This is a genomic window from Alphaproteobacteria bacterium PA2 (assembly GCA_002256425.1).
In the GTDB taxonomy this organism is placed as follows: Bacteria; Pseudomonadota; Alphaproteobacteria; order Caulobacterales; family Caulobacteraceae; genus Phenylobacterium.
On sequence record NKIZ01000001.1, the window covers coordinates 665,355 to 687,674 of the forward strand.

Here is a 22,320-nt window from a genome sequence, read left to right on the forward strand (position 1 = left end):
AACCCGCGCGGGGTAAGGCAAGGGCGATCGGCTAGAGTCCGTAGGGACGGTAGGGTCCGGCGATGAGCTGCTCGAATACGCCCATGCCCACCTGGGGGTCTTCTCCTGGCAGGCTGAGGGTCACCCGGGACAGGGCCTGGATGTGCCAGTTCTCGGGGCTGGCCATGTTGACGGAGGCCAGATCGATGTCTTCGCGCTCGACCACCAGCACGCCCTTGTAGGCTCCATGTCGCCAGTTCGGATGGCCATAGCCTATGCCGCGCATGAGGAAGGTCAGGAAGGGCTCGAACTTCACCTTCGCCGACCCCTGCTTGAGGGGCACGACCAGGGTTCCGCCCTGGGCATGGCGGGTGCCCGGGATCATTGTGACGTCTTCAATGGTGGCGGCGTCGGTATGGTGGCCTTCATTGGGGCCGGCGCCATCGGCGAGGATGACGGCCCGGGTGTTCCACGGCACGCCGTCCGGATCGGCGTTCACATGGAAGAAGACCGACCTGTCGGCGAAGTTGAGGGGCGTCCACTGCCAGAAGAAGCCGCCCACCTGCTCTGGCACGGTGGGCTGTGAGTCGGGATTGCCCACGGGCCGGACGCCCCATGACCGGTCCCGGGTGCCGACCGTTCCGGCGTCCAGGGTCTTGCGCACCCCGTCCACTTCGATCCAGCCGCTGACCCGGACATTCTGGGTCAGGCGGGTATAGTCCATGAAGGCCCTGGGGCCGATGCGGCGCATGAAGCGCGGCTCTTCAATGGGGAAGGTGCGCCCCTCGAAGACCAGCTCAGCGGCCACGCCCTCGGCAAGGGCCACGGTCACTTTCAGTTTCTGCAGGGGCTCGAGGATCGAGATCGAGATCGGACCGACCTCCAGATCCATGCGCTCCATGTTCAGCAGGCGCGAGGCGTGCAGGCAGTGCTCCACGCCATTCCGGATCACCGAGAAGTGGGCGTCGGCGACGTTGAGATGGGGATAGACGCCAAAGGCGATGGCGAAGAACTCGGTCCCGTCCGGCTGATAGCCGTTGAAGAAGTACCGGTCATAGAAGTTCCGGTCCGTGCCCGAGTACGCGATGGGCTCGGGTGTCTGGTGGATCGGAAAGTCGTCGGCCTTGGTGAGCATGGGCGGTCCTCCGGGGTGGGTGATCTCGGGATCATCCCTTGTCAGTCTTGTGGCGCTGATGTCAGACTTAATCACCAAGTGAACGCAGATAACAACAGACGGGAGAGGCCGAATTTCGCTGACCCAAGGTCATCCCTGGCGCCGATCAGTGCCGCGATGCCCCGGTTGAGCGCTGGCGACGCATCATGACCACAGCTGATATCCTCATCCCCCAGGACAAGGCCAACACCCTTGTGGAGGCCATGGCCTACGCAGATGGCCGGATCTACGACACCTATTCATGGCTCCGCGCCAACAACCCCTTCGGGTTGGCGGAGATAGAAGGGGTGGATCCTTTCTGGGTCGCAACCAAGCATGCCGACATTCTGGAAATCAGCCGGCAGAACGCCCTGTTCCTCAATGGCGCCCGGTCAACCACCATGGTCAGCAAGATCGTGGACGAGAGGGTTCGTGAGCGCATGGGCGGCAGCCCGCACCTGCTGCGCACCCTTGTCCAGATGGACGCCCCGGATCATCCGAAGTACCGCGCCCTGACCCAGGCATGGTTCATGCCCCAGAACCTGCGCAGCCATGAGGAGCGCATCCGCAGGATCGCCCGGGCCTCTGTCGACCGGATGGCGGCGACCGGCGGCAGGTGCGACTTTGTCAAGGAGGTCGCCCTGCACTATCCCCTGCACGTGGTCATGGAGATCATGGGGGTGCCGGAAGAAGACGAGCCCCGCATGCTGATGCTGACCCAGGAGCTCTTCGGGGCATCCGACCCCGAGCTGGGTCGCAAGCCGCAGACGGATGCGAACGGCGAACAGAACTTCGACCTCAGCGTCATCACCGACTTCTTCAACTACTTCACCGCCCTGTCGGCCAGCCGGCGGGCGGAGCCCCGGGATGACCTCGCCAGCGTCATTGCAAACGCCAGGATCGACGGCAATCCGATCTCCGAGTTCGAGGCCCTTGGCTATTACATCATCGTCGCCACAGCCGGCCACGACACCACCTCATCCTCGACCGCAGGCGCCCTCTGGGGCCTGGCCGAGCGGCCGGACCAACTGGCCAAGGTCAAGGCCAATCCGGCCCTGATCCCGGGCCTGGTGGAGGAATCCATCCGGTGGACCACGCCGGTGAAGACCTTCATGCGCACGGCCGCCGAGGATGTGGAGTTCGCCGGCCGCAAGCTCTCCAAGGGCGACTGGATGATGCTCTGCTATGCCTCCGGCAATCGCGATGAAGAGGTCTTTGACCGACCCGATGAATTCCTGGTGGATCGCGCGCCGAACAAGCAACTGTCTTTCGGCTATGGCGCCCACCTGTGTCTTGGCCAACATCTCGCCAAGATGGAGATGCGGATCCTCTGGGAGGAAATGTTGCCCCGCCTGAAGTCGGTGGAACTGGATGGCGAAGCGACCTGGAGCCAGAGCGTCTTCGTCAATGGACCCAAGTCCGTACCCATTCGATTCGAGATGGACTGAGCCTGATGAGCCTGGAGGGTCGGCTGGCGGCCTACATTTCGGGGCGTCTGCCCCAGGCGCAGAATGTGGTCGTGGACCGGTTGGCCCGGATATCTGGAGGCGCGTCCCGGGAGACCTACCGGTTCAGGCTGTCCTGGACCGAGGCCGGCGCCGGGCGGTCGCGGGCCCTGATCCTGCGCCGCGATCCCCCCGCCAGCCTGATCGACACCGAGCGCCGGATAGAATTCGAGGCCTATCGCGCCTTCTTTGGCTCCGACGTGCCCGTGCCGGAAATGCTGTGGCTGGAGGAAGAATCGGGGCCCCTGGATCATCCCTTCTTCATCGCCGCGGAGATCGAGGGCTTCCAGGCTGCCCCGGCCCTGCTCTGGACCGAGCCCTATCTGGCCTGCCATCCGAAACTGGCCGACCGGAAGTGGACCATACTGGGCCAGATCGCCCGGGCCGATCCGGAAGCTCTTGGCCTGACCCGGGTGATGGAGCCCGTGGCGCCGGCGGACTGCTGGTCCCGGGAGCTTGGTTACTGGGAACAGGTCCTGGATGAAGATGAGGCCGAGCCCCTGCCGATCATCCGCGCCGCCATCCGCTGGCTGCGCGCCAATCCCCCGCCGCCGCCACAACGCATAACCGTGGTGCATGGCGACTACCGGACCGGCAACTTCCTGTTCGATACGGCCGGGGAAATCCACGGGGTGCTGGATTGGGAGATGGCCCACCTGGGAGATCCCCTTGAGGATCTTGGATGGGGCTTCAATCCGGTCTGGTCCTTTGGCCGTGGCCAGGCTGGCGGCCTGGTTCCCGATCATCAGGCCGTGGCCATCTGGGAAAGGTCCAGCGGACTTCGGGCTGACCCTGACGCGCTCTACTGGTGGACCCTGTTCAACTGCGTCAAGGGGCAGGCCATCTGGGTCTCCTCGGCCAGGGCCTGGATCGACGGGGGCAATCGCGAGCCGATCATGGTCTATCCGCCATGGGCCCTGCAGAACGCCCAGGATCGCGCCACCCTCAAGGTCATGGGCCGTCTATGAAGCCGAATGTCTCTGATGTGCTGATGGAGCTGTCAGCCCTTGTCGCCCGCAATGCCGCGCCAGATATTCCGCCTACGGATCGTGCCGGGGCCCTGGGCCTTACCGCCGCCTTGCTGGCGATCGCCGGACGGCGCTGGGATGACGCCGCCCACAATCTTGTCCATGAAAACCGTGAGTTGCGAAAGCTGCTCGGTCTTTCCGGCCAGGATGACGACCTCAGAATTCCCGCACTGACGGGAGAAAATGCGAGGCTTAGGGCCATGCTGATCAACCGACACGCCGAGATTGAAGGCAAGGATCAGCAACTGGAAGATGCGATCTGGGCCGAGCTGGCGGCCTCGACTGTCCGGCGTCTGACACCCGGATCGCCTGTCTGATTTTTAGACATGTCCCGTGCCGAATTAATCCCTATTTAGGGCTATCGGGCCTAGGACTCCGGGGATGTATTTCCCCCACAGGCCTTAGGTTTTGACGTCTCCCGGCAGCCATCCAACGGCAGGTCCCGACAGCGCGGCGTCACAGACGTCGGGCGGGCAAGACCAATTCCGGCTGATCGCAGACCACATGCTGGACATGGTCTGCTGCAGTGATCCTGCGGGCGTGCTGACCTATGTCTCGCCGGCCAGTCAGGGTCTGCTTGGCTATGGGCCAGAAGAGCTGGTTGGCGCTCCTGCGAACTTCTTCCACCCCGACGATTTTGCCCGGATCACTGACGCCCTTGCCGGCCATGTATCCCAAGGTCCGGGAGCGGCTCCCCTGCGTCTTGAATTCCGGGTCCTGCGCAAGGATGGCGCCAGCGTCTGGGTCGAAAGCGGCCTTCGGGCGGTCTATGATCCCCAATCGGGCGACCTGGTCGGCTTCCAGGACAGTCTGCGGGACATCAGCGAGCGCCGCGCCACCGAGGCAAGGCTGGCCCGCAGTGAAATGCGTTTCCGGCTCATGGCGGAAAACGCCAATGACATCATCGCCTGCTACGATCCTGATACCCGGTTCACCTTCCTATCGCCTTCGGTCAGGACCCTGCTTGGCTATGACCCGGAGGAGCTGACCGGTCAGACCGCCATTTCCGTCATGCATCCGGGCGACGTCCGCCGGGTGGTCAAGGCCTTCCGCGACCATATTGCAGGGGGGCCCAAGGCGACCGCTTTCCGCATCGAATACCGCGCCCTCCACAAGGACGGGTCTGTGGTCTGGCTGGAGACCCGGCCCCGGGCCATTTATGATCCGGTGACCTCCGACCTGATCGAGTTCCAGGATGTGGCCCGGGATGTCACAGAGCGTAAGGCCATGGAAGCCGAACTGGCTGCGGCCCGTGAGGAGGCTGAATCCGCATCGGCGGTGAAGTCAGCCTTCCTGGCCAATATGAGCCACGAAATCCGCACGCCCCTCACCGCCATTCTCGGCTTTGCCGGTCTGCTGACCGAGCGTCAGGATCTCAACGCTACAGCGCGCCAGCACCTGGACCGGATCACCTCCGGCAGCCGGGCCCTGCTGGCCATCGTCAATGACATTCTCGACTTCTCCAAGCTGGAGGCCGAGCAGGTCGAATTCCGTCCCCGGTCAGTGGCCTTGCGGCCACTGGTGGAGGACAGCCTGGCCATGTTCATTCCTGAAGCCGCCGGCAAGGGCGTGACCCTGGGCTTTGAAATGGACGGGCCGGTTCCGGACCATGTGATGGTCGATTCCGACAGGTTGCGGCAGATCCTGCTCAATCTGATCGGCAACGCCGTGAAGTTCACCGAGATCGGCTCGGTGACCGTACGCCTGGCCTATATGGGGCCCCTTGGACAATTGCGGGTCGAGGTCTCCGACACCGGCGTCGGCATGGATGAAGGTCAGCGGGCGCACCTGTTCAAGCGGTTCAGCCAGGTTGATGGGTCTTCAACCCGCAAGTATGGCGGCACAGGGCTGGGACTGGCGATCTGCAAGGGTCTGGCTGAGGCCATGGGCGGATCCGTCGGCGTCCGCAGCGCGGTCGGCCTGGGCTCGACCTTCCATGTCACCATCGCCGCCCCTGTGGCCAGGGCTGCAGACAAGGTCACCGAGGGGCCATCCCTGGGCGATATCGAAGGTCTTCGTCTGCTGATCGTGGATGACAACAGCTCCAACCGCGATCTGGCTCGGGCCGTCCTCGAGCCGATGGGTGTTGAAGTGACCGATGTCGAGAGCGGATACGCCGCCCTGGTCGAGGCCGAGGCCATGCCCTACGACGTCATCCTTCTGGACATCCGCATGCCAGGTCTCAGCGGCCCGGAAACCCTTGAGCGCCTGCGCAGTCGCCCCGGACCGAACCAGCACATCCCCATCCTGGCCTTCAGCGCCGACGCGGATCTGGCCGACGGCAGCCTGGGCGGCGGCTTTGACGACCTGATCCTCAAGCCGATCAGCCCCCGCGATCTGATCATCGCCATGGTGAAGTGGGCGCCGGGCGGCGAGCAGGCTGATCAATCCTGGCTGCGCCACGCCCAGGCCTAGGGGCCTTCCCCCCGAACAAATTCATCGGTCGAGTATCGACAAGGGCGTCAGCCTCGGCTTTGCTGCGCGCCGCGCCCTGAGGGACGCCAAGACGACGCATTTTAATTAGGGACAATTTTTCAAATGGCTCGAATGCTGCCTGAACCCACGCCGGAAACCCGGCATTTCTGGGAAGGATGCCGAGACGGCGAACTGCGTCTGCAGCGCTGCACGGAATGCAAGCACTCCTATTTTCCGCCCCGCGCCTTCTGCCCGAAGTGCGCAAGTCGCGAGGTCGAAATCTACAAGGCCAGCGGCAAGGGCATCCTCTATTCCTACGTGATCAATCACCGCCCCCGCCCGGACATGGGAACCGAACCCTACGCCATCGCTGTTGTGCAGCTGGATGAAGGCCCGCGGATGATGACCAATATTGTCGGTTGCCCGCAGACGCCTGAGGCTCTGGTTCTGGACATGCCCATGCAGGTCCACTTCGCCAAGCAGACCGACGACATTTCTTTGCCTTTGTTCGAACCGGCCAAGGGCTGAGGGAACCACACCTATGAAACCCAAGAGCGTTGCGGTCGTCGGGGCCGCTGAAACCACCCGTCTCGGCAAGATCCCGGACGTTTCCGTCATCGGCCTGCATGCAGACGCCGCCCTGAACGCCATGAAGGATGCCGGCCTCAAGCCGTCCGACATTGATGGCGTCGCCACCGCGGGCGTCAGCCCGGTCGAACTGGCCCACTATCTGGGCATCACCCCCACCTATGCCGACGGCACCAGCGTCGGCGGCTGTTCCTTCATGCTTCACGTGCGGCATGCAGCTGCGGCGATCAATGAAGGTCTCTGCAAGACGGTTCTGATCACCCACGGCGAGTCAGGCCGTTCCCGGGTCGGCGCAGGCGGCTTTGGCCGTGCGCCGTCCAGCCTGATGGGCCAGTTCGAAATGCCCTATGGGGTGACCAGCCCGCCCACCATGTTCACCATTCCGGTCCTTCGCTACATGAAGACCTATGGCGTGACCGAGGCCGATCTGGCCAATGTTGCGGTGATCCAGCGCGAATGGGCGGCGAAGAACCCCCGGGCGAGCTTCAAGGATCCGATCACGGTGGACGACGTCCTCAACTCGCCAATGATCGCCTGGCCCTTCCGCATGCTGATGTGCTGCCTGGTCACCGACGGCGGCGGCGCCCTGATCCTGACCAGCGCCGAGCGGGCCAAGGACTTCCCGCAGAAGCCCGTCTACATCCTGGGCACTGGCGAAAGCGTCGAGACCCCCATGGTCAGCCAGATGGAGGACTTCACCTCGTCCAAGGCCTTCCGGGTCTCGGGCAAGAAGGCCTTTGATGAGTCCGGGATCAAGCACGCCGACGTCGATCACCTGATGATCTATGACGCCTTCGCCCACCTGCCGCTCTATGGTCTGGAAGACCTGGGCTTTGTGAAGCCTGGCGAAGCCAAAGACTTCATCAACGAGCGCAACACCGCCATCGGTGGCAAGCTGCCCCTGAACACCAATGGCGGCGGCCTGTCCTACATGCACTCGGGCATGTACGGCATGTACGCCCTACAGGAGAGCGTGCGTCAGATGCGCGGAACCGCGGCGGCCCAGATCGAGGGCGCCAAGATCAGCGTCTCTCACGGGGTCGGCGGCATGTTCGCCGCCAGCGGCACGGTGATCTTCACCAACGAGGGCTAGAACCCCTCCTACCCACGATTGCGCCGCATCCGGACATTGGTTCCGGGTGCGGCGTTTTTGTTCGAAGTGTGTGCGAATTTCATACTGAAATCAGTCAGTTGTGACGAATGTGACGGATTGGGGCATTGCCCGGCCTAGCGCTTGATGGACGATTTGCCTACAATATAGGCATGGTCGCTCCTACCGGACTCGAGGATCTGAAAATCCTCATCGTCGACGACAATGCGCAGATGCGGACAATTGTCGGTACAGCGCTTTCCGGCGCGGGAATCCGGCAGGTCTATTATGCGCCGGATGGTCAGAAGGGTCTGGAAACCCTCAACCGCTGGACCCCGGACATCGTCTTCGTCGACTTCGAAATGCCCATCATGAACGGCCTGGAATTCCTGAGGCTGGTGCGTTCGCCCGAGTCCAAGCAGAGGACTGTGCCAGTGATCATGCTGACCGGTCACTCCGACATGCCCAGGCTGAACATGGCGCGCGATCGCGGGGTCAATGAGTTCCTGGCCAAGCCGGTAACCGCTAACGCCATCTTCGGGCGTCTGACCAATGTCATCTACCGACCGCGTCCCTTTGTTGACGCCAAGGGCTATTTCGGGCCTGACAGGCGGCGCAAAAAGAGCGACCACTATGCAGGTCCCCTGCGCCGGACCAGCGACCATTCAGAGGTGCAGGAACTCTAGCGGGGCAGATTGTGACACCCAGACCGGCCAGGATTCTCGCCTTTCACGCCCATCCGGACGATATCGAAACCCTCTGCGCGGGAACCCTTGCCCTGCTGGCGGCGGCAGGCGCCGAGATCGTCTGCGCTACGGCGACGGCAGGGGAGGGCGGCTCGGACTCGACCAGCCCCGAGGACACCGCCCGGATCCGGACGGCTGAAGCCCGGGTTGCGGCAGGCCTGATCGGGGCAGACTATACCTGCGCCGGACTTCCTGACCTGGCCGTCTTCAATGATGACCGTGGTCGCCGCGCCGTGACCGAAGTCGTGCGCTGGGCGCGGGCGGATATCGTCCTGACGGCTTCGCCTGTTGACTATCACCCCGACCACGAAGCGGTGAGCCAGCTGGTCCGCGACGCCTGCTTCGCCGCATCCGTGCCAAATTACAGGACCGGTCCGTCGGCGCCCCTGGCGGCGATTCCGCACCTCTATTTCATGGACCCCATTGGCGGTCGCGACCGGGAAGGTCGCAATGTGGCGCCTGATTTCGGCGCTGACGTTTCGTCGACCTTTCAGATCAAGCAGGCCATGCTTGCAGCCCATGTCAGCCAGGATGAGTGGGTGGCCCGCCAGCATGGCATCGCCAACCACCAGGCCTCACTTGAAAAATGGACCCGTCGTCAGGGGCGACTGTTCGGCGTCGATTACGCTGAGGGATTCCGCCAGTACCGGCATCATCCCTATCCCTCCACGCCCCGACTGCAGGACCTCCTGGGGGAGGCCCTGCTGGCCGCAGGTCTAGTGGGAGATCCGTAGGTTCTGGATCGACTGGGCGATCTGCTCGAAGGCGTCGAGCAGGGCCGACTGGTTGGTGGCGTCGAAGAAGTGTTCGCTATCCGTAGCGCAGGCCTTCACCAGGTTCTTGGCGGCGGCATTGCCCGTGATCTCGAAGGCCACGGAATAGACTTCAATGCCTTTGGCCTTGATATTGTTGCACAGTTCCGTGGTGTACTGATTGGCCTCCGGCGCCGGGAAGGCGTCGATGGTGTGGGGACCGCGGGAGTCGCTGTGATCCATCTGCTTGGTATTGGCGCCGTCTGTCATCAACACCAGGATCTTGCGGGGTTTGATGTTCGGACCTGCGGTGTCATAGGCCATGGCCTGGGTCATGGGTTGGGGCGAGGTCAGCATGTTGAAGCCCCAGGCCAGACCGGCGGGGATGTAAGTATCCCCAGACGCCGTGAAGGCGTTGATCGCCGCGACAACGGACGCTGAGTTCGACGTGAGCGGGATGGCCTCGGATGAACAGGTGACATCCATCAGGCCGTTGTACTTCCGGTTGGGGTTGTTGTCGTTCACATTGTCTGGATAGGCGGGCGAGCCGTAGCAACCGTAGAAGTGGGAATCCACCCACCAGCCATTGTCCACCGGCGGCGGGCAAGGCGAATAATTCTCATTGTGGCATTCCGCCGAGCCCGTGCAGGTTCCGGCATGGGAGCCGGTCTGCACCTGACAGGAATAGGTCGTCGGCGTGCTGCCGGTCTGGCAGGAATAGGTATAGGGCACGCCGTCATTATAGCCGGTGCAGGTGCCATAGGTCGGGTTTGAACCATTGCAGGTTCCTGGCCCGTAATCCGGAACCTGGCAGGAATAGGTCTGGCTCCCGGTGCAGACCTGATAGGAGCAGCTGGGCGTCGAGATTTCCGCATGCCAGTAGTGCACGTCCGCCGGGACAATCGCCCAGGGCTGGGTGCGCGACGCGATCCCCATGTTCACGTGCTGGGCGAAGGGCACCAGGGCCACCTTCACGGTGCCCGAGTCAGCTGCATTGAAGACTGAAGTCACCAGGTCGGCAGCCGCGATCTTCAGGGTGTCGATCTTCGATCCGGCCATGGAGCCGGTGGTGTCCAGCACCAGGGCCAGTTCGACGATCTGGTCCTGGCCGCGCACGACTTCGGCGCGGGCGGTGATGTGGATGTCGCCATTGGTGAACAGGCCCACGACGATGGGTTCTACATCTGCTGTCGCCAGACCGACCACCTTCTTGACGCCAGGCGTAAAGGAGGAGGAGAGATTCTTGAGGGTCGTATTGCCGCCCAGGGCTGCGGCCATGTATTTGCGGCCCACTGTATTGAGAAGGGCTGTGGTTGTGGCGGTGGTGGCGTTGCTGTCCTGTTTTGTGCCGCCGGCCGCGAGGGTCGCGGAGTCCAGGGCGTCCTGCAACTGGCTGCGCGCGACAGCGACCCGGGACAGATCGATACCGGCGAAGGCCAGACCCACCAGAAAGGCGCCGGCCACTGCGTAGGTTACGGCGATTGCCCCAGCTTCTTCCCGACGGAATCGCGCAAGGCGGTTGCGGATTCGGGTCACAAGATCGGCCATAATCATCTATTGAATCTCACGCGTGCATCGAACAGCGCGCAAACCTGCGCACTTCACGCCCCTTTCTGCCCCTAACTGGTGGAAATTCGATGAATCCCGGTACAATCGTACTTTTGGTGGTCCAGAGGATCTGCGGATCTGTACTTCTGGCAGTGCTATGCTGGAGCGCGCCCCATCTGGCCCTCGCCCAGTCTTTGACCCACGCGCCTGATCTGATCCTGACCGGAACCCTTCTCGGGAAAGACCACCAGACCTACCGTGAGGATGCCTTTCGCGTACCGGCCGGGGTCCGTCGGCTGACCCTGGATTTCAGCTATTCCGGCAAGAGTGAGCGCACGACCCTGGATATTGGCCTGCGCGATCCGGTCCGCTTCCGGGGGTGGAGCGGCGGCGCCCGTTCCCGGCTGGTGGTCGCTGAAGGCCTTGCAACCCCCGCCTATCTGGCTGGTCCCCTGCCTGCCGGGATGTGGAAGCTGATCATAGGTGTCCCGAACATCCGCAAGGTGGCGAGGACAGACTATACGGCCAGGATCTGGTTTGACCGGACTGGCGAAAGGGACGGGGATATTCAGGCGCTGCCTGCAGCCAAAGGGGCCAGCTGGTATCGGGGGGACCTTCATGCCCATACCGCCCATTCTGACGGGACATGCCTGGCGTCCAGCGGCCAGCGTATTCCCTGTCCGGTCTTCAAGACCCTGGAGGCCGCCCGTAGCCGAGGCCTCGATTTCCTCGCGGTGACCGACCACAATACCTTCGCGCAGAACCAGTCCCTGACGGAGCTGGCGCCCTATTTCGACACCCTCTTGCTGATTCCCGGGCGGGAGATCACCACCTTCCAGGGGCATACCAATGTCTGGGGCCCCGATGGCGATCTGGACTTCCAGCTTGGGACCCGAAGGGCCAGGACCACAGACGCGATTTTCGATCAGGCTCACGCCGCCCAGGGGTTGGTGTCCATCAATCATCCACGGCTGCCCTCCGGTGAGGCCTGCATGGGGTGCGGCTGGTCTGCAGCGACAGACTGGTCGAAGGTCGACGCCATGGAGGTGATCAACGGCGGATCCCTGGCGGTTCTGGGCCCGGAAGGTCCGGTGTCCGGCATTCCCTTCTGGGAAGGTCTCCTGGACCGGGGGTTCCGGATTACGGGTGTTGGCGGGTCGGACAATCATGATCCGGATCTTGCTGCGGACAAGCCTGGCGCCCTTGGGCGGCCGCTGACCTATGTCCACGCCGACGCCCTGTCCCGCGCCGGCATACTTGAGGGGATTCGTCAGGGCCGGGTCTTCCTGGACATTCGCGGCCTGGACAGGGCCAGGCTAGAGGTCCGCGCGACATCTGGCGAACAGTCAGTCGAGATGGGCGGTGTTCTGAAGCTTCAGCCTGGGGCCGAGGTTACACTTCGGGTCGACGTGTCGGGCCTTCCCGCAGGCGCCAGGCTGACGGTCCGCGGAAATGGCGCAGGCAGTTTCGCCAACCGCGACTGGGGCCTCGAGAGCGGACATGTGGACCTGAAGCTCGCCTTCAGCGGCGCAGCCTCCTGGCTGAGATTCGATGCTCGGGATGCCGCCGGGGGACTGATGATCCTGGGCAACCCGGTCTATCTGACGCCGGCACCCTGAAAACCGGTGGCGGACCGCCAGAGGATATGGGACCGGAAGAAGGTCTTATTAACGACGATGGCGGATAATGCTCCAGTCTCGCCACATCCCTGGCGCGGACAGATTTGTTCTCACGGTCACTGACAGCCCGGGACGCATAGCGAAACGATGGGTATCAACCCGGACTCAAAGGCGAAGTTCAATCTCCAGCATGCCACGGTGCTGCTGCTGGATGAGAACCCTTTGAGCATGAACATCCTGGTCCAGATTCTGACCGGCTTCGGCGCCAAGCAACTGACACGATGCAGCGATCAGGCCACGGCCGAGGCGGCTGTCATCAAGACCCAGTTTGACCTGATGATTGTCGACTCTACCGGTCCCTCCCAGACCGGCATCAAGTTCGTCAACTGGCTGCGGCGCAGCGGCATTCAGCCCAATTGCTATTCGTCGGTGCTGCTCACCTCGGGGCATACGGCGCAGAACGCCGTGATTGAGGCCCGCGATTGCGGCGCCCATTTCATCATAGCCAAACCGCTGACGCCACTTGTCGTCCTTGAGCGGATTATCTGGATCTCGAAAGAAGGGCGGAAGTTCCTGGAGTGCGACACCTATGTCGGTCCGGATCGCCGCTTCAAGAATGACGGCGTGCCCCTGGGGACAGAGGGACGCCGCAAGGATGACCTGCCGCCTGAAGTTGGCGAGGCGACAATGCCAAATATGGAGCAGGATGTGATCGACAGTATGGTCAAGGCCAGGAAGGTTTCCCTATGAGCGGCGTCGTCAGATTTCACGTCCCTGAAAACCGTCTCGGCAAGCTTATCCGGGCGGCGGGCGGCAAGGCGGTGGTCAATGCCGTCAAGGATGCCGCCGAGGGTATCGAGAGCCTGCGCGGGGACTTCCTGTCAGAGCTCACCGAGATTCTCAGCAAGGCTGAAACCATGGCAGGCGCGGTCAAGGGCGCTGACGACAAGGAGGGTACCGACGCCCTCTATGGCCTGATCAGCAATGCCATTGGCGTTCCCTCAGCTTGTGGCATGACGTCGCTGGACGAAATGCTGATCAGCCTCGCGGACCTGATTGACCATTTCAAGACCCACAGCATGTGGGACAAGCAGGCGATCACCATTCACCTCAGCGCCTTCCGGCTCCTGCTGAATTCCGAGTCCGTCCGGGACAGCGAAGGCGCCAAGTCCATTCTCGTTGGGCTGCGACAGGTCAGTGAGCGGTTCCGCCGCACGCCGCCAGCCACACAGGCGGCGACGGCCTGAGGATAGACGCCTTTGGGCCGCGGGGTATGCCGCCCCGTGCCTTCAGGTCCCTGCGGACGGCCGACTAGAAGAGATCGAGATCGCCGGAAGTCGCCACGGACGGAAGGGCGGTTTCGACCTGTTGGGCCGCGCCCAGGCGATGAGCCAGATCCGCCAGCTTTACACGCGCCGCCGCTGAGGCCACGTCAAAGCCATCCCCGTAGCCCTGATCTGACAGGGTCTGGGTGAATTGCGCCAGGGCGGCCAGGTGCTGGATCAGCATGTCCAGGGTCTGGATTTCGAACAGGTTGACCTGAATGTCCTCTCCGCGATTTGCGCGGACGAGTTGGGTGACCAGACCTTCCACGCGCTCGCACATGGCGCCGGCGTGTTCCAGTTCCCGTGAAAGGGTCGCCAGGATCTCCTGTGATTCGATCTGGCTTCCCTGACCCATTAAAACAGTTCCAGAGACCCTTCGTCCTTCGTGAAGATCTTGGAGGTGAGCTTGGGCGCCTCGTCCAGACGCGCCACTTCGCGGGCATTGCTGACTGTCCGCTGCTGGGCCTTGCCCAGAATTGGCCAATACTGAATGCGCCGGGCCTCAAATCCACCCAGGCTGCGACTGACAACGTCAATGCCTTCGTCGGCCATGAACTGCTCGGCAAAGGCGGCGTTCTTGGCGCCGATATCCGTCAGACCGCTGGACATGCGGGCGCCGCCAAAGAGCTTGCCCTCGAGGTTGCGTCGCATCCCCCCCATCTTCAGGACGTCATTTATCAGAAGTTCCATGGCGAAAGCCCCATAGCGTCGGCTTTCGCCGGTGCCATCTGAAGGTCCTTCGGGCAGAAGAAAGTGGTTCATGCCGCCTATGCCGTTGGCCACGTCGCGCAGACAAACCGCAACGCAGCTGCCAAGAATCGTCGTCAGAACGACGTCTGGATCAGACGTGACATAGTGTTCACCCTGAATCACATGAATCTTCTTCATGCCGATCTGGAAGGCGGATGCTCCCATCAGGTCAGGGCTCCGAATACGGCTTCAATCTTCTGCTTCAGGGTGGCTGTCGTGAACGGTTTCGACAAGTAGTTATTGACGCCGAATTGAACGGCGCGCTGAACCAGTTCGCGATCTGCTCTACCGGTAAGCATGATGACCGCGGTATTGGCAATCGGTGGGTGCCCCCGAATGGCGCGGAGCAGGCCAAGACCATCCAGCTTGGGCATGTTGAAGTCTGTAATGACCAGGTTCGCCGGCTGGGTGACCATGGCGCGCAGGCCTTCCTCACCGTCGGGAGCCTCGCGGATGTCGGAGACTCCGATGTCGTGCAGGCTATTGCGAACCAGGCTGCGAATGGTCAGCTGGTCATCGACGACCAGGACCTTGAGTGCGGAAGCGGCGGGCATTATGCGCTCCTTTGGATCAGGGTTTGCGCCGAGCAAAGGCTCAGTATCGTAGCGCCCATCCGGGTCAGCGTGACCTGCTTCTCAACGGCGCCGATTTCGAAGGCGGCCTTGGGCATGCCATAGACGACGCAGCTGGATTCATCCTGACCAAGGGTTCGACCCCCAGCCTGGCGGATGGCGAGCAGGCCTTGAGCCCCGTCGCGGCCCATGCCGGTCAGAATGGCGGCGGCCTTTGGGCGCTTCAGCCTGGCGATGGAATTGAAGAGGACATCCACCGATGGGCGATGACCGTTCACGGTCTCGCTGGCCACAAGGCGGCAGGTCGGATTGAGGTCGTTGACCACCTCCAGGTGGGCGTCGCCACCAGGGGCCAGATAGATGTGCCCCGGCATCAGACGAGCGCCGTCCGTTGCTTCAGTCACAGTCGCCCCTGAAACCTTGTCCAGGCGTTCGGCGAAGCTCTTGGTGAAGGTTGCCGGCATGTGCTGGGTGATGACGGTAGGCGGGCAGTTGGCGGGGAAATCGGCCAGGACCGTCATCAAGGCCTCAACCCCGCCCGTGGACGAACCCAGGCCAAGGATCAGATCCTTGGTCGGATTGTAGTTGGCGTCCCGGTTCGTCGGCGTCGAAGACGGGCCGCTGTAAGCCCTCACCCTGGCTCGGGCGGCGGACTTCACTTTTTCCGTCAGGGACGCAAAGGCCTCGCTGGGGCTGACGCCTCCCATGGGTTTGCCGATGCAGTCGATGGCGCCCAGTTCAAGGGCCGTGATGGTCGCCTCGGCGCCGGCCTGCGTTAGGGTTGACACCATGACAACGGGGGTCGGACGCAGGCGCATGATGCGCTCCAGGAATTCGAGTCCGCTCATGTGCGGCATCTCGATATCCAGGGTGATCACGTCCGGGTTCAGCTTCTTGATCTGCTCGCGGGCTTCCAGCGGATCATTGGCGAAGCCAAGGACTTCGATTTCAGGATCAGCGCGGAGGGCCGCAGCAATCAGGTTCCGCATGGTGGCGGAATCGTCAACGATCAGGACACGGACAGTCATGCGCGTTCCTTCATGCTATAGGTTGTCAAACCGTCGGTTTCCATCAGCCGGGCTGCAGGACCAGACACGCGCTCGGAATGTCCGATATAGAGGACTCCCTTGTCCTCGATCATCGGGGCGAAGCGGCTCCAGATCCGCTCCTGGGTCGGTTCGTCAAAGTAGATCACGACATTGCGGCAGAAGATGACGTCGAACTTGCCACGCATCGGCCAGTCGCCAATGAGGTTCAGTTCCTTGAAGGACACCAGCGTGCGCAACTCGTCGCTGACCTGATAGGTCTGGCTGTCGGGAACCTTGCGGAACCACTGGCGCCGCAGATCAGCCGGAACCGGCTCGATGGCTTCTTCCCGATAGATTCCGGCGCGGCCTTCGGCGACCATGTTCGGGTCGATGTCGGTGGCCAGAATCTTGACATCCAGGCCTGGGGCTTCCGGCAGGGCCGCCAGAACCGTGATCGCCATGGAATAGGGCTCCTGTCCGTTCGAGCAGGCAGCCGACCAGAGGCGCACACGACCGCCTCGCCGCGCCCTTTGGGCCAGGGCAGGCATGATCTTGTCGCGCAGATGGTCAAAATGGTGCGGCTCACGGAAGAAGCGGGTCACATTGGTGGTCAGGGCCGCCATCATGGCCAGCCGCTCGTCCACCTGCCGCGAATCCGAGACCAGGGTGCAGTATTCCCTGAAGTTCTGCAGTCCCAGAATGCGCAGACGCTTGGCCAGGCGCGAATAGACCAGCGCCGCCTTGCCCTCGCCCAGGGCGATGCCGGCGTAGGAGTGGAGGATCTGGGCGATCTTCTGGAAGTCTTCGGCCGTGAAGTGGAATTCGCCCTCCACCATGGAGGGGGCCGGAGGCCTGCGATTGTCGGGGAATGGGTTCATGCCGCCTCCGCCTCGGTTTCGGCGAGGATGCGCTCAAGGGAAATGAGGCTGATCATCCGTCCATCAATTGAGAACAGACCTTTTACGAAGGACTTCACCTGGTCGCAGGCGATGTCCGGCGTGGGCTGAACCATGTCGGCGGTGACGTCGATGATATCGGAAACGGCGTCCACCAGCAGACCCAGGGTCCTCGCGCCATGATTGATCACCATGATGACATGGCGGGCCGAAGGGTCGGTGGTTGTCAGCCCGATCCTGGCGCCGAGATCGACAATGGGCAGCACCGCGCCGCGAAGATTGATCACGCCCTTCATGAAACCGGGGGTGTGGGGCAGGGCTGTAGCCGTGGTCCATCCACGAATTTCCCGGACCTGCATGATGTCCACGCAGAATTCCTGGTTGCCCACCCGGAAGGTGATCAGTTCCCGGCGTTCGCCGGAGGATGAGGTCGCGAGGTCAGTCATCATCAGCTCGCCAATCGCTTTTCGCCCTTGATGGCCGGTTTGCGCTTTGAGGTGGACAGCAGGGAGTCGACATCGAGGATCAGGGCGACGCGGCCGTCGCCCAGAATGGTCGCTGCGGCAATGCCTTCGACCTGCTGATAATTGGCCTCAAGGCTCTTGATCACGACCTGCCGCTGTCCCTGGATCGCTTCGACCAGGAGTGCGGCCTTTCCGCCGCCTTCGCTTTCGACCAGGACGGCGACGCCCGAGCCGGCTTCCAGCGGAGTGTCGCGGAAGCCCAGGGCCACGGCCACATCGATCAGCGGGACAAAGGTCTCGCGGATGCGGATCACCGCGTCCTTGCCGCCGATATAGTGGATGTCTTCCGCCCGGGGGGTCAGGCTTTCGACAATGGCCGACAGGGGCGCGACCAGGGTCTGTTCGGCGCTGGTCACCACCATGCCGTCCAGGACCGCCAGGGTAAGGGGCAGGGACATGGTGAACTTCGAACCCTTGCCGGGTTCGGAACTGATTGAAATCCGGCCGCCCAGGCCATGGATCGAGCGGCGGACCACGTCCATGCCGACGCCGCGACCGGAGATGTCGGAAACCACATCGGCGGTCGAGAAGCCCGGCAGGAAGATCAGGTTGTCGATTTCCTCGTCCGTCAGGACGGCGTCCTCGGCGATCAGGCCGCGCTCCACCGCAATGCCCTTGACCCTGGGCCGGTTGATGCCGCGGCCGTCGTCCTGCAGTTCGATCACGATCCGGCCACCGCGGTGCAGGGCGCGCAGTCGTACCAGGCCCTCCGGCGACTTGCCGGCGGCGACCCGGTCGTCGGGCATTTCAACGCCATGGTCGATGGCGTTGCGCAGCATGTGGGTGATCGGATCGGTCAGGCGCTCAATGACGGTCTTGTCGACCTCGGTGCCTTCGCCTTCCATGACCAGCTTGATCTTCTTGCCGGTCATGTCGGCCACTTCGCGGGCCAGGCGTGGCATCCGCTGGAAGACCGATTTCACCGGCTGGGCGCGGATCGCCATGACGCTGTCCTGGATTTCCCGGGTCAGCAGTTCCAGGTCCTCGAGACCAAGGGCCACGTTGGAAGATCGCGCCAGACCGCTTTCCAGCACCCGCTGTGACAGCATGGCCTGCTGGATCACCAGTTCGCCAACCGCGTTGATGAGGCGGTCTACGCGGTCGAGGTCGACGCGGATGGTAGGTTGGGCCACGGCGGGCGGAGCCCCGCCAGCAGCCGTGGAAGGTTGTGCAGCAGGCGCGGGCGCTGGCGCGGCGGCCTTTGGCGCCGCCGCTTTCGGGGCTGCAGCGGCCGGAGCCGGGGCTTCCGGTGTCACACTCTGGGCCTTTGAGATCAGGGCGGCGATGTCGAGGGGCGCTTCTGCCGAGGCCTTGGCCCGCTCGTCATCCGACTGGGCTGCGGCTGGAGACTCGACAATTGCGGCGGGCGCCGGCTCAGGCGCAGCGCCGGTCACCCTGGCGAGGAGGGCGTTGACGTCCAGGGGCGCCGCTGCAGAGGCTGCGGCCCGCTCGTCGTCCGTCATTTTCGAAGTATCGACAGCTGCAGGCGCGCCGCCAACCTGGGAAATAGAGAGGCTGATATCGTCTTCCACGAAATCGAAGACCTCGCGGATGGCCTTTTCGTCGGCGTCAGTGGTCAGGTTCACGGACCAGCTGAGATAGGCTTCCTCGGCCGAGATCTGGTCGAGGGGCGGCAGGCGGCTGTCGTCGAAGCTGACTTCCATTTCGCCCAGCCGTGAGAGCTCACGAAGCAGTAGTCCCGCTTCATTTGCCTTGGCGTACATTTCCGCCCTGGGGGCGAAGGTCACCGTCCAGACGGGCTTGCCGGTCAGGGTAACGGCTTCGATGGCTGGCGCCGCCGGTTCGATGGACACGGGCGGGGCCAGGTCGAGAAGGGCGGGCGCCATGGCGCCGTCGGCTCCGACCGACACGGCCTGGGGGACGAAGTCGAAATCGTCCTCCATGTCTTCTTCTTCCTCTTCGCCTTCCTGGCCGATGAGCGCACGCAGCTCGCTGATCATGCCGGAGGTGCGGCCTTCATCTGCAGCGCCGCCATCCCGGGCGGCGTTGACCAGGTCCACCAGAATGTCGGCGGCGCGGAGCAGGGTCTTGGCGACATCGTCATTGAGCTCCATCTTGCCCGAGCGAAGCTCGTCCATGACGGTTTCAAAGACGTGGGCGAAACGGATCAGGTCCTCAAGGCCGAAGGCGCCAGCGCCGCCCTTGACGGAGTGCACGGCGCGAAAAACGGCGTTGATGGTTTCAGAGTCGGCGTCGCCGGCCTCCATGGCCAGCAGGCCCTGCTCGGCGTCCTGCAACAGTTCTTCGCATTCCTGGAAGAAGGTCTGTTTGATGCTCTCTAGCGGATCCAAGGGGACGCTCCGAATCTGCGGTGAGGTTTAGGCGGCGACTCTGCGAACAGCTTCGACCAGCTTGACGGGATTGAACGGCTTGACGATCCAGCCCGTGGCGCCGGCCGAACGGGCCCGCTCCTTTTTGGCGGCGTCGCTTTCCGTGGTCAGGACGAGGATGGGGGTCGCCCGGTGGTTGGGGTCGGCCCGGACGCCCTCGATGACGCCGAAGCCATCCATGCGCGGCATGTTGATATCGGTGATCACCACATCGATTTCGTCGCCCTTGGCCTGGAGGACTTCCAGTCCATCCACGCCGTCGACGGCCTGCAGGACCTTGTAGCCTGCTTCCACGAGAGCGTAGTTCAGCATTTCCCGCATGGTGCGGCTGTCATCGATGGTCAGTACAGTCTTGCTCACGAAGTCGCCCCTTCAAGATGGCTGTTCAGCTCGGGGCCGCCAAACCCCGCCAGCTGTTCCGAGAAAGCCGAAGACGGTTGATCCACGGTTAATGGATGGCCGTCTTCGGACCAGATCTTGCGTGCAGACATCAGAACCTGCAGGCAGAGCCCGCCCAAACGGTTCACTTCAGCTGCGTCTATGGTCAGGGGCCGGCCGCGCAAGGCCATGAGTTCGGCGCGCAGAGGTTCGGCTGCCTGCAAATCGAGATTGGGAACGAGGCTGAGCCGTGCCGGGGAGGCTGAGGCGGCGTCGGCTGCGGTCATCGGGCGTTCTCCAGTGAGCGAAACCCTTCGGTCTCACAGAATGCCCCTGGACCAGCGGTTCCCTGCCGGGCCGGGCGCCCCCGGACATGAAGGAAGCGCTCTGGTCAGCGGGGCGTTGGTCTCAAAGGTCGTCAGGTCTTCTGGAACGAGGCGCGTCCCTGATTCGGTTCGCCCCCATCCCACAGCCAGAGATAGCGGGTGCGCCTTGAACAAAAGGTTACCGGCAGGCCCGGCATGTTCCGCTTCAGGTGACTGAGAGGCGTTAGATTCAAGGTGTTAGGTCGCGCCCTGCGGCGAATTGACCTCAGCGTCGGGCTTGGGACGGTCCTTCTCCGTGTCCCAACTGTTTCAGAAATGCCCCAAGCTTCGAAATCCTTCTGGCATGGCCCCATGCAAAGGTGCGGCATCGACAAACCCGGAGGACTTCAATGATCCCGCGCTTCTCACCGCTTAAAAGAGCCGCCCTCGGCGCCCTCGTTCTGACCGCCATCGCCGCACCTGCCCTGGCGCAGATGGAACCGCCGCCCCCGGGCGCCATGATCATGATCAAGAAGCACATGGGGCCGCCGACGCCGGAAATGGAAAAGGCCATGGCTGACCGCAAGGCGCAAATGGCCAGGGACATGCACACCGTCCTTCGACTGCGCCCGGATCAGGAAGCTGCCTGGCAGGCCTTTGAAGGTGCAATGGCGCCACAGGCCATGCGGGCGGGGATGCCTGAAATGCCCAAAGGTCCCGGTGGGGCCATGGAACAAATGGACCGGATGGACAGGCACATGAGCGCCATGTCGGAACGGCACAAGAAAATGCAGTCCGCCGTCCGCACCTTTTACGCCGCTCTGAGCCCTGACCAGCAGCAGGTCTTCGACGCCCTTGTCCGACTGCGTGGCGCCCCTGGCGGCCATGGCGGAGGCGGCGAAGGCGGCCCTCGCATGATGCGTGGCGGACCGGGACATCCCTAGGCTTCCGGCCCAATCGGCTGGGCAAGTCAGGCGACCTCCAGCTAAGGTCCCCTGACCTGCCTCTTCGGCCCGCCATATGACCGTCACAGACCAACCCCAGCCGCAGATCCTGATTGTCGACGATGACGGCGATCTGCGGTCGGGTATTGCCGATTATCTCTCCCAGCATGGATATGCCGTCCAGGTGGCCGCTGACGCCATCAGCATGGAAGCAGTGCTGCAGACGGCCCCTGTCGACCTCATTGTCCTGGATGTCATGCTGCCCGGCGAAGACGGGCTCAGCATCTGCCGCCGACTCTCAGAGACCGGCGGGCCAGCCGTCATCATCCTGTCGGCCATGGGCGAGGAGATGGACAGGATTCTGGGCCTGGAGCTGGGGGCGGACGACTATCTGCCAAAGCCCTGCAGTCCGCGGGAGCTTCTGGCGCGGGTGCGGGCCGTCCTGCGACGCCGGGAAGAGACCCCGGGCGGCGGCGCGCCAAAGGGACGATCGACCTATTTCAACGGTTTTGCCCTGGATCGCCTGCGCCGCAGCCTCAAGACCCCCGGCGGGGTCAATGTCATTCTGACCGGCGGGGAATACGCCCTTCTGTGCGTCTTCCTGGCCAACCCACAGCGCATCCTCTCCCGCGACGAGCTGATCGAGGGCGCGCGCGGCTCTGACGCCGATGTCTTTGATCGCGCCATTGATGTCCAGATCAGCCGCCTCAGGAGAAAGCTCAATGATGGCGCGCCCCAGGAAATCATCCGCACCTATCGGGGGGCCGGCTATCTCTTCGATGCGAAGGTGACGCGGCCGTGACCGGGCCTGCAAATTCGCCTCC

General features: G+C 63.2%; 24 protein-coding genes. 13 read left to right on the top strand and 11 right to left on the bottom strand.

Features of this window, described 5'->3' with window-relative positions; translation table 11 throughout:
• Positions 1-31: 31 nt before the first annotated feature.
• Entirely contained in the window at positions 32-1,114 is a 1,083-nt protein-coding gene (locus tag CFE28_03325; GenBank protein OYU69112.1) for a hypothetical protein, read from the bottom strand.
• 185 nt (positions 1,115-1,299) lie between these two features.
• Here CFE28_03325 and CFE28_03330 point away from each other — a divergent pair, with 185 nt between their 5' ends.
• The 8 genes from CFE28_03330 to CFE28_03365 all read left to right on the top strand — a co-directional run bounded on the left by CFE28_03330 (position 1,300) and on the right by CFE28_03365 (position 9,238).
• A complete protein-coding gene (locus CFE28_03330; GenBank protein ID OYU69113.1) occupies positions 1,300-2,580 on the top strand; it encodes a cytochrome P450 in 1,281 nt (426 codons plus the stop codon).
• A 5-nt stretch (positions 2,581-2,585) separates the two neighbouring features.
• On the top strand, positions 2,586-3,605 hold the full coding sequence (locus CFE28_03335; GenBank protein OYU69114.1) for a phosphotransferase family protein: 1,020 nt from the start codon (positions 2,586-2,588) through the stop codon (positions 3,603-3,605).
• Positions 3,602-3,982, top strand: a complete 381-nt coding sequence (locus CFE28_03340) for a hypothetical protein (GenBank protein ID OYU69115.1) — start codon at positions 3,602-3,604, stop codon at positions 3,980-3,982. Before CFE28_03335 ends, CFE28_03340 begins: the two co-directional genes overlap by 4 nt.
• 187 nt (positions 3,983-4,169) lie before the next feature.
• Positions 4,170-6,080: a hybrid sensor histidine kinase/response regulator gene (locus CFE28_03345; protein ID OYU69116.1), complete on the top strand. Its 1,911-nt coding sequence runs from the start codon at positions 4,170-4,172 to the stop codon at positions 6,078-6,080.
• A 123-nt stretch (positions 6,081-6,203) separates the two neighbouring features.
• Entirely contained in the window at positions 6,204-6,608 is a 405-nt protein-coding gene (locus CFE28_03350; protein ID OYU69117.1) for a DNA-binding protein, read from the top strand.
• Positions 6,609-6,621: 13 nt separating this feature from the next.
• The gene (locus tag CFE28_03355) at positions 6,622-7,761 is read left to right on the top strand and encodes a thiolase (protein OYU69118.1); all 1,140 of its coding nucleotides are present in this window, start codon (positions 6,622-6,624) and stop codon (positions 7,759-7,761) included.
• A gap of 170 nt (positions 7,762-7,931) precedes the next feature.
• Positions 7,932-8,444, top strand: coding sequence for a two-component system response regulator (locus CFE28_03360; GenBank protein OYU69119.1), 513 nt, complete (start codon positions 7,932-7,934; stop codon positions 8,442-8,444).
• 11 nt (positions 8,445-8,455) lie between these two features.
• Positions 8,456-9,238: an LmbE family protein gene (locus CFE28_03365; GenBank protein OYU69120.1), complete on the top strand. Its 783-nt coding sequence runs from the start codon at positions 8,456-8,458 to the stop codon at positions 9,236-9,238.
• Here CFE28_03365 and CFE28_03370 read toward each other — a convergent pair.
• The gene (locus tag CFE28_03370; GenBank protein OYU69121.1) at positions 9,221-10,810 is read right to left on the bottom strand and encodes a hypothetical protein; all 1,590 of its coding nucleotides are present in this window, start codon (positions 10,808-10,810) and stop codon (positions 9,221-9,223) included. The two genes, CFE28_03365 and CFE28_03370, sit on opposite strands and share 18 nt — an antisense overlap.
• 122 nt (positions 10,811-10,932) lie before the next feature.
• Between CFE28_03370 and CFE28_03375 the strand changes: the two genes are divergently transcribed.
• From CFE28_03375 to CFE28_03385, 3 genes are all read left to right on the top strand, one after another.
• Positions 10,933-12,423, top strand: a complete 1,491-nt coding sequence (locus CFE28_03375; GenBank protein OYU71533.1) for a phosphotransferase — start codon at positions 10,933-10,935, stop codon at positions 12,421-12,423.
• 147 nt (positions 12,424-12,570) lie between these two features.
• Positions 12,571-13,173, top strand: coding sequence for a two-component system response regulator (locus CFE28_03380; protein ID OYU69122.1), 603 nt, complete (start codon positions 12,571-12,573; stop codon positions 13,171-13,173).
• The gene (locus CFE28_03385; protein OYU69123.1) at positions 13,170-13,670 is read left to right on the top strand and encodes a hypothetical protein; all 501 of its coding nucleotides are present in this window, start codon (positions 13,170-13,172) and stop codon (positions 13,668-13,670) included. Before CFE28_03380 ends, CFE28_03385 begins: the two co-directional genes overlap by 4 nt.
• 64 nt (positions 13,671-13,734) lie before the next feature.
• Here CFE28_03385 and CFE28_03390 read toward each other — a convergent pair whose 3' ends face one another.
• The 9 genes from CFE28_03390 to CFE28_03430 are packed head-to-tail and all read right to left on the bottom strand — an operon-like array spanning position 13,735 to position 20,534.
• The gene (locus CFE28_03390) at positions 13,735-14,103 is read right to left on the bottom strand and encodes a hypothetical protein (protein ID OYU69124.1); all 369 of its coding nucleotides are present in this window, start codon (positions 14,101-14,103) and stop codon (positions 13,735-13,737) included.
• Entirely contained in the window at positions 14,103-14,663 is a 561-nt protein-coding gene (locus CFE28_03395) for a chemotaxis protein CheD (GenBank protein OYU69125.1), read from the bottom strand. Before CFE28_03395 ends, CFE28_03390 begins: the two co-directional genes overlap by 1 nt.
• Positions 14,663-15,052, bottom strand: coding sequence for a hypothetical protein (locus tag CFE28_03400; GenBank protein ID OYU69126.1), 390 nt, complete (start codon positions 15,050-15,052; stop codon positions 14,663-14,665). Before CFE28_03400 ends, CFE28_03395 begins: the two co-directional genes overlap by 1 nt.
• Entirely contained in the window at positions 15,052-16,098 is a 1,047-nt protein-coding gene (locus tag CFE28_03405) for a chemotaxis response regulator protein-glutamate methylesterase (GenBank protein OYU69127.1), read from the bottom strand. Before CFE28_03405 ends, CFE28_03400 begins: the two co-directional genes overlap by 1 nt.
• On the bottom strand, positions 16,095-16,976 hold the full coding sequence (locus CFE28_03410) for a chemotaxis protein (GenBank protein ID OYU69128.1): 882 nt from the start codon (positions 16,974-16,976) through the stop codon (positions 16,095-16,097). Before CFE28_03410 ends, CFE28_03405 begins: the two co-directional genes overlap by 4 nt.
• Complete coding sequence (locus tag CFE28_03415) at positions 16,973-17,440, bottom strand: chemotaxis protein CheW (protein ID OYU71534.1); 468 nt, start codon at positions 17,438-17,440, stop codon at positions 16,973-16,975. The genes CFE28_03410 and CFE28_03415 overlap by 4 nt, the downstream gene beginning before the upstream one ends.
• 2 nt (positions 17,441-17,442) lie before the next feature.
• The gene (locus tag CFE28_03420; protein OYU69129.1) at positions 17,443-19,830 is read right to left on the bottom strand and encodes a chemotaxis protein CheA; all 2,388 of its coding nucleotides are present in this window, start codon (positions 19,828-19,830) and stop codon (positions 17,443-17,445) included.
• A 27-nt stretch (positions 19,831-19,857) separates the two neighbouring features.
• On the bottom strand, positions 19,858-20,229 hold the full coding sequence (locus tag CFE28_03425; GenBank protein OYU69130.1) for a response regulator: 372 nt from the start codon (positions 20,227-20,229) through the stop codon (positions 19,858-19,860).
• The gene (locus CFE28_03430) at positions 20,226-20,534 is read right to left on the bottom strand and encodes a chemotaxis protein CheX (GenBank protein ID OYU69131.1); all 309 of its coding nucleotides are present in this window, start codon (positions 20,532-20,534) and stop codon (positions 20,226-20,228) included. Before CFE28_03430 ends, CFE28_03425 begins: the two co-directional genes overlap by 4 nt.
• Positions 20,535-20,962: 428 nt before the next feature.
• Between CFE28_03430 and CFE28_03435 the strand changes: the two genes are divergently transcribed.
• Both CFE28_03435 and CFE28_03440 read left to right on the top strand, forming a co-directional pair.
• The gene (locus CFE28_03435) at positions 20,963-21,496 is read left to right on the top strand and encodes a hypothetical protein (protein ID OYU69132.1); all 534 of its coding nucleotides are present in this window, start codon (positions 20,963-20,965) and stop codon (positions 21,494-21,496) included.
• Between the two features lie 76 nt (positions 21,497-21,572).
• Positions 21,573-22,298: a DNA-binding response regulator gene (locus tag CFE28_03440; GenBank protein OYU69133.1), complete on the top strand. Its 726-nt coding sequence runs from the start codon at positions 21,573-21,575 to the stop codon at positions 22,296-22,298.
• Positions 22,299-22,320 lie beyond the last annotated feature (22 nt).